We start from the raw sequence: 6,189 nt of genomic DNA, 5'->3' as shown, positions 1-6,189 counted from the left end.
AGGAGACCAGCCGGCGCGGTGAAGGCGTGAGGCGTTCCGGGTCGGCCCGGCCCTGATTGATGTAGCGGACCAGGAGGTTCGCGCTGCCGGTGTAGGCCTGTTCGCGGATCTCGGCCAGGATCCGGGTAACCGGGATGTTCTCGGCCAGGCGCTGCCGGACGTGGTCGCGGTGGGCGTCGACCAGGCAGGGACCGTAGCGCGGCGGGCGCAGCAGGTCTTCGACTCGCTCGGCACGGGCGTAGCGCTTGACGGTGTTCAAGGCCCAGCCGAGCCGCCAGACGTGCCCCCGCCCTGCCCGCCAGCGCCAACCCGATGTGCTCCAATACCGCGCGGCTGGGCGACGTCCTGCGGGCGTGCTTAGCAGTCAAGCCGTCGACCTGCTCGGCGAACGTCCGAACAGGACAGTCGATGTCATCACAGAAGAACCGGCGCACCTGTAATCGCAATGTCACCGGCTGGCCGGCCACCGAGACATCGGCCAGCCCACGGTCATACCGGCTGTGAACCCGCCGCGACCGGCCGCCACACGACGGGCAGACGCCATCTTCGGCCTTCACGCGCGCCCAGACCAGCACGCCCGTCCCGGCCCGCTCGACCTGCTCCACCACCACCCCGGTCAGGTGCGGCAGCAACACGTCCAGCCATTCACGATCACACACAGACCATGATCACAAACTCCCCCATTAGACCCGGCGACCAGACACAAAGTTGATTACGCAATCAACGACAGAGCCGTTCTCCTGACAGCCCCCTCATTTTGCGCGAATGGGCAAGGTTGCGTTCGGGCTGCAGACCTACAAGCCGGCCCCGGCGCCCGACCCTCTCTCGTCGCTACTGCTGTCGATGAGGTCGGGTGGCGGGGGAAGGCAGTTCCGTTACTTGTCGCGCACCGGGTCGTAAGCGTGCACGTTTCAGACTCGTCGGACTTCCCGTTCGCCGATGCTGATGTGCAGCCGGTCCGCCATGGCCGTCCAGCTGGAGGCGGCGATGTAGGTTTGATCGTGGGCCGTTGACTGGTTTCGGCCTACGACCGTCCCCACGCCCAAGTAGTCGACGACCTTCCCCTTGTGGACGCCGAGGAATCCGTGCGGGCCGGCGAAGGCGTCCACCAGTTCGTTGAAGGCCTCCTGCGTCTCGTCGAATCGGGTGCCACCGGCGTCCCGCAGGCTGAGGACGTAGCCGCGAAAATCGGCTGCGCAGATGAGGTCGAAGAACTGCTCGAGGCGACGGGGAAGCTGGCTTCCGCGGAGCATTTTCCCGAAGCGTCCTTGGTCGGAGTCGTACTCGGTTCTGCCGATCACGGCGTCCATGAGGTGGACCAGCGGCGAGGCCGAGCCACTTGGCCCGGCTGGATAGCCCGGCGGGGGTACTGTCCATGTGACGAGGGTCTTCGCCCAGTCAACCGGGTCGCAAAATGTCTTGCTGTTGTGACGTGGGCTGACCTTGCGGAACGCGCGGGTGGCACCGCGTGCGCATTCCGCGATCCGCAGCAGCGCAGCAGCAACGTCCGCATGTCCGTCGGGCCCGCCGAGCTCGATCGCACGCTGAGCCTGGCACACCTGTTTGACAGCCGAAGCGCTGGCAGCGTGAATGTCCACGAAAGATGAGGTGAAAACACGCTCAGTTTCGTTGCCGTAGGCCGGCACCACCGGTCGGATCGATTCGATGACCGCGTCCTCGACGCGATAGTCCCCATCGGGGCTAGGGTGGCCTTTGTCGATGAAGGTGAAGTTGTTGAAAACCCAGTCTTCGAGGGTCAGGCAGGGGCCGGTTCTCCCCATCCGCTGGCAAACCTGGGTCCAGGGTACTTTGATCGAGTCCGGTAACTCGGCGGAAATGTTGCTGTTGCGCGGGAGGTGCAGCCTTTCCAGGCCGAACCTCCAGTAGGAGTGCGCGATCATTCCGAGCAGCGTACTTGCCCATTTGACCTGGTGATCGGGCAAATCCTCAGGGCCGGCGGGCAGCAGCGGCAGGTCGCTGAGGACCGCCTGCGCCCTCGGGCTGAAGGCGAGGTCCGGTAGGCCCGCTGCGACGTCTTCCCAGACGGCATGGGCCCCGGTCAGTGCGGTCGTGTGCAGCCTGCGCGGCAGAAAGCCGTGCTCGAAGGTGAGGTCGCCATCCAGCTGGGCTGGCGCCTCGCAACTCGCTACGACATAGCGCTCCAGGGAGCCCGCAGAACGTTGTTCAGGGATAGGAATCAGGGAACTTGACAGAAGTCCCTCGTTGGGAATCGTGAGTTCTTGCTCGGACGTGGTGTCAACCGTGGTGCCAGTGCTCATGCTCTACCTCGAACCATTTTCCGATGTGGGCCATGGCTTCCTGGGCTCGCTGGCCCGAGTCGCTGTCGCTGGGATGGCCTGCTTGTGCGCGAATCGCGTCGGCGCTGATATGAATGAGTGGGTGCATCAGTTTGGTGACCGAATCGCGCAGGCGTTCGAGAACCGCGCGTGCGGTCGCTGCGTCACTGGCTGCAAGAACCTTCTCGGTCACCGATCGAACGTTGCCGGTGAATGGTGTGCGACCCGCGAGCAGACTGGTGTGCGCGACCGCACCGATATCCGTAAGTTGCTGTATGAACGAGGGAAGGTGATCGTCCAGCAAGTGGCAATAGGACTGACCGGAGAACACCAGTTCAAGAATTGGATCACGTGCGTCGTCGCGCTGTACCGCGAACGAGTTCCGGACCAGGCACAGGTAATCGAGCAGTCGCTGCCACTCGCCCGAATCTTCCGCCTGGGTGTGCGGATCGAGTCGAGCGACGATGAGCTGCGCGATCTTCCGGGCCACGGATTTCCTCTGGTGGGCGGAAACATGGTGGTAGTCCGCCGAGGCGTCACGACCGATGTTGGCGTGCATCACGGGGCATCCGCCGGGGTGCTGCGCGATGAAATCTGTGACGTCAAGAACCTGATCGTCGATCACGATCCACTGCGCATCCCGATCCGCGACGTCCGCTATTGACATAACCGGGAGGGAATCGATATAGGACACTCCGCACTCCAGTACTGAATTCGGCGGGTGCCGTGTCACGTTGCCGCAGTCGAGTGGATCCTGATCCTCTGAATCACGCAGACCTCCATGTAAAAGAATCGTAAGAAACAAAAGACGACTTGGGGGTAGGATCAAATCCTGTGGTGCGTTTCCGACGATGTACTAGACGCGGCGTCGGCGCCATAACCAAGGCCGCAGAGATGCCCGTAAGGACCAAAAAAAGTGTACAAATATACCGTCTCGGGCTGTATCGTGTTTATTCTGTTGACCTTCGTGATGTAGGACCGGGGCTCATATGAGCATCGTCGTGTGATCAGCAAGCGGGGTGTGGTGCGGCGGGGCTGTCAATCTGGGTTTTGCGGCCCAAACCGAGAAGGGCTTGTTCGTGCCCGTGGTGCACGACGCCCACAAGATGATCATTGTCGATTTGTCCGTCGAGATCGTGCGGCTCACCCAGGCCGCCCGTGCCGGGACACTCGTTCCTTTCGAGCTTACCGGTGGAACCACCACGTTGAACAACTACGGCGGCTATGGAGTCGACGGCTCCACGCCGATCATCAACCACCCGGATGCCGCGATGCCCGGCATCAGCCGCATCGTCGTCAAGCCCTGGGTGCACGACGACGAACTGGCGGTGCGCAAGGTCGTGCAGCTCACATTGACGTTCGTGGTGACCGTTGGCCGCATCGCGGGGCAGTGCGGAAAACCCCGGTCCTCGGCAACGGAAACCAAGGACGGGACGGTGCTGCCGAGTTACTTCCTCATTTTGCGCGAATGGGCAAGGTGGCGGGGATGTAGGGTCCTGGATCTTTCTCATGGTCTGGCTTGGGGTCGTATCTGGTCTTTTAATGTCCGGCGGTCTTGTTGGGTGTTGGGCCACGTTGGTGCTCAATTGAGCGCAATTCCGGGGTGGGGCGACAACGGTGTTGGGGAGGGTGCGTTGCCGATGCGGGCTGCGATTATCAGCTGGCCGGGGGTGATCGGTGTGGGTGAGGTGCCTGATCCGGAACCGGGCTTGGGGCAGGTCGTTGTCCGGGTCCGTGCGTGCGGGGTCTGCGGGCTAGATGTGCTTATCGCCGACGGCGAGCTTGCTTCCGCGCCGTATCCGATCGTGCCGGGGCATGAGTTCAGCGGCGAGATCGTTGCATTGGGGCCAGGCGCGCCGGGGAAGTGGCGAGTCGGGGATCGTGTGACGGTCGATCCGATCCTGCCCTGCGGGCAGTGCGCGGCATGCTGTTCGGATTACCTGATGGAGTGTGAGCAGCGCGGTGCTATCGGTGAGACGGTGAACGGTGCGTTCGCGGAATACGTCGCTGTGCCCGCCGCCAACTGTTACCGGATGCCGGACTCGATGACCTGGGAGCAGGCAGCGATGGTCGAACCGGCCTCGCGTGCACTCAGGGCCGTGCGCAGGTTCGGCGTCGTCGCTGGGCAGCGTGCACTGGTCGTGGGAGCGAACACGACTGGGCTGCTGTTGCTGCAGGTGCAGCGACTCAGCGGTGTCAAGGTAACCCTCGTTGACCGCGACCCGGGGCTGCTGGATCTCGCGATGGACCTCGGCGCGTGTGCGGTTGCCACGGACATCGCCCAGGTCGGCGGTGAGAAGTTCGATGTTGCGATCGACTGCACCGGCGACCCGGAGGCGATGGAAGGGGCATTCGATGCGGTACACGCCGATGGCCGGCTGCTCGTGTTCGGGACGCCCCACGCGAGCGGGCGCATCCAGTTGTCGCGAGTTCCGTTCTACGATCTGCAAGCCGAGCTGAATCGCTCGATGGCCGTGCTCAACAGCTTCGGCGTCGCGCTCGAACTGATCGCATCAGGATCGATCCGAACCGATCCGTTGCTGACTCACGCCTTGCCGCTTGCGAGCTTCGACGAAGCCCTGAAACTGACCCGCAGCGGCGCCGAGTCGAAGGTCCAGGTGCTGCCGGACTTCGAGGCGCTCGATCCCGAGCGGTCCACCGAACTCGGTGGGCGTGGTCAGTAGTCCAACGTGCTCGTGACCGTGATCGTCGGCACCGGCCGAGCGTCCGAGCCGAGCACCCCCTTCGGAACCAGATTCACTCCCAGCAAGACATGGAGGAAACGGCATGGCAGAAGTCGCCTACGTGGAGGCATCGCGGGTCTACGGCGGTGCTTCGCAGGTGCGCGCCGTCAATCGGCTCGACCTTTCCATCTCCGACGGTGAATTCCTGGTCCTGGTCGGCCCGTCAGGATCGGGCAAGTCCACCGCCCTGCGCATGGTGGCCGGCCTGGAAGAAGTCGACGAAGGAGAGATCCGCATCGGCTCCCGGGCGGTGAGCGGCCTCCCGCCGAAGGACCGCGACATCGCGATGGTCTTCCAGTCCTACGCCCTGTACCCGCACATGACTGTCGCGGAGAACATGGGTTTCGCGCTGAAGCTCCGGCGCATGCCCGGATCCCAGATCAAGGAGAAGGTCGCCGAAGCCGCGGCGATGCTGGACCTCACCAAGTACCTGGACCGCAAGCCCAAGGCGCTCTCCGGTGGGCAGCGGCAGCGGGTCGCCATGGGCCGTGCGATCGTGCGGGAGCCGAGCGTATTCCTGATGGACGAGCCCCTGTCCAATCTGGATGCCAAGCTCCGGGTGGAGACGCGGGCGAACATCGCGTCGCTGCAACAGCGCCTGGGGACGACGACGATCTACGTGACGCACGATCAGGTCGAGGCGATGACGATGGGGGACCGGGTGGCGGTGCTCGCCGACGGTGTGTTGCAGCAGTGCGCCAGCCCTCGGGAGTTGTACGAGGCCCCGGCGAACTCGTTCGTCGCGGGTTTCATCGGCTCGCCCGCAATGAACCTGCTGGTCCTGCCGTTGGACGCGGCCGGTGTCGTGATCGGCGGAGTGAGGGTCGCACTGCCCCGGGAGCTGCTTTCGGATGCCTCCGCCAAGCAGTTGGCGGAGGTGACCTTCGGGGTGCGGCCGGAGTCGTTGCGACTGGTCGGGGCGGACGCGGAAGGTTTTGAACTCATCGTGCGGCTGGTTGAAGAACTGGGCTCGGACGCCTATGTGCACGGCGTTGTTGCTGGGTCGGAGCAGCGCATGGTCGTCCGCGTGGATGGCCGGACCCCGCCCTACATCGGTCAGCGGATCCGGGTCGCAGTGCGCGATTCCGCCGAGGTCCACGTGTTCGACCCGAACACGGCGCAGCGGTTGAGCGGCTCTCCATGAGGCG

The 6,189-nt window shown here is 64.0% G+C and carries 4 protein-coding genes and 3 pseudogenes; 3 read left to right on the top strand and 4 right to left on the bottom strand.

The genetic code is table 11. The features are described 5' to 3' along the window. The 4 genes and pseudogenes from AC07FN_RS34400 to AC07FN_RS34385 form a co-directional block, all read right to left on the bottom strand. Positions 1-259, bottom strand: a pseudogene (locus tag AC07FN_RS34400) (ISL3 family transposase); the annotation flags it as partial. Between the two features lie 163 nt (positions 260-422). Next, positions 423-557, bottom strand: a pseudogene (locus tag AC07FN_RS34395) (transposase family protein); the annotation flags it as partial. A gap of 354 nt (positions 558-911) precedes the next feature. Beyond that, complete coding sequence (locus AC07FN_RS34390) at positions 912-2,279, bottom strand: PrnB family protein (RefSeq protein ID WP_478399377.1); 1,368 nt, start codon at positions 2,277-2,279, stop codon at positions 912-914. Next, on the bottom strand, positions 2,257-2,991 hold the full coding sequence (locus AC07FN_RS34385) for a cytochrome b5-like heme/steroid binding domain-containing protein (protein WP_478399376.1): 735 nt from the start codon (positions 2,989-2,991) through the stop codon (positions 2,257-2,259). Before AC07FN_RS34385 ends, AC07FN_RS34390 begins: the two co-directional genes overlap by 23 nt. 325 nt (positions 2,992-3,316) lie before the next feature. On the opposite strand from AC07FN_RS34385, the pseudogene AC07FN_RS34380 reads away from it, so the two are divergent. From AC07FN_RS34380 to AC07FN_RS34370, 3 genes and pseudogenes are all read left to right on the top strand, one after another. Then, a pseudogene (locus AC07FN_RS34380) lies at positions 3,317-3,736 on the top strand (2-oxo acid dehydrogenase subunit E2); the annotation flags it as partial. 201 nt (positions 3,737-3,937) lie between these two features. Beyond that, on the top strand, positions 3,938-4,981 hold the full coding sequence (locus AC07FN_RS34375; protein WP_478399383.1) for an alcohol dehydrogenase catalytic domain-containing protein: 1,044 nt from the start codon (positions 3,938-3,940) through the stop codon (positions 4,979-4,981). Between the two features lie 103 nt (positions 4,982-5,084). Further along, the gene (locus AC07FN_RS34370; RefSeq protein ID WP_478399375.1) at positions 5,085-6,185 is read left to right on the top strand and encodes an ABC transporter ATP-binding protein; all 1,101 of its coding nucleotides are present in this window, start codon (positions 5,085-5,087) and stop codon (positions 6,183-6,185) included. The last annotated feature ends 4 nt before the right edge of the window (positions 6,186-6,189 follow it).

Source organism: Saccharopolyspora sp. NPDC045941, from assembly GCF_056431445.1.
Note: the sequence above shows the minus strand (reverse complement) of the source record. Positions and strands in the feature narration are given on the sequence as shown.

What these genes read in the sequence shown, in the direction of transcription:
- AC07FN_RS34390 (WP_478399377.1), bottom strand. Translation starts at nt 2,279, where the DNA reads ATGAGCACTGGCACCACGGTTGACACCACGTCCGAGCAAGAACTCACG.
- AC07FN_RS34375 (WP_478399383.1), top strand. Translation starts at nt 3,938, where the DNA reads ATGCGGGCTGCGATTATCAGCTGGCCGGGGGTGATCGGTGTGGGTGAG.
- AC07FN_RS34370 (WP_478399375.1), top strand. Translation starts at nt 5,085, where the DNA reads ATGGCAGAAGTCGCCTACGTGGAGGCATCGCGGGTCTACGGCGGTGCT.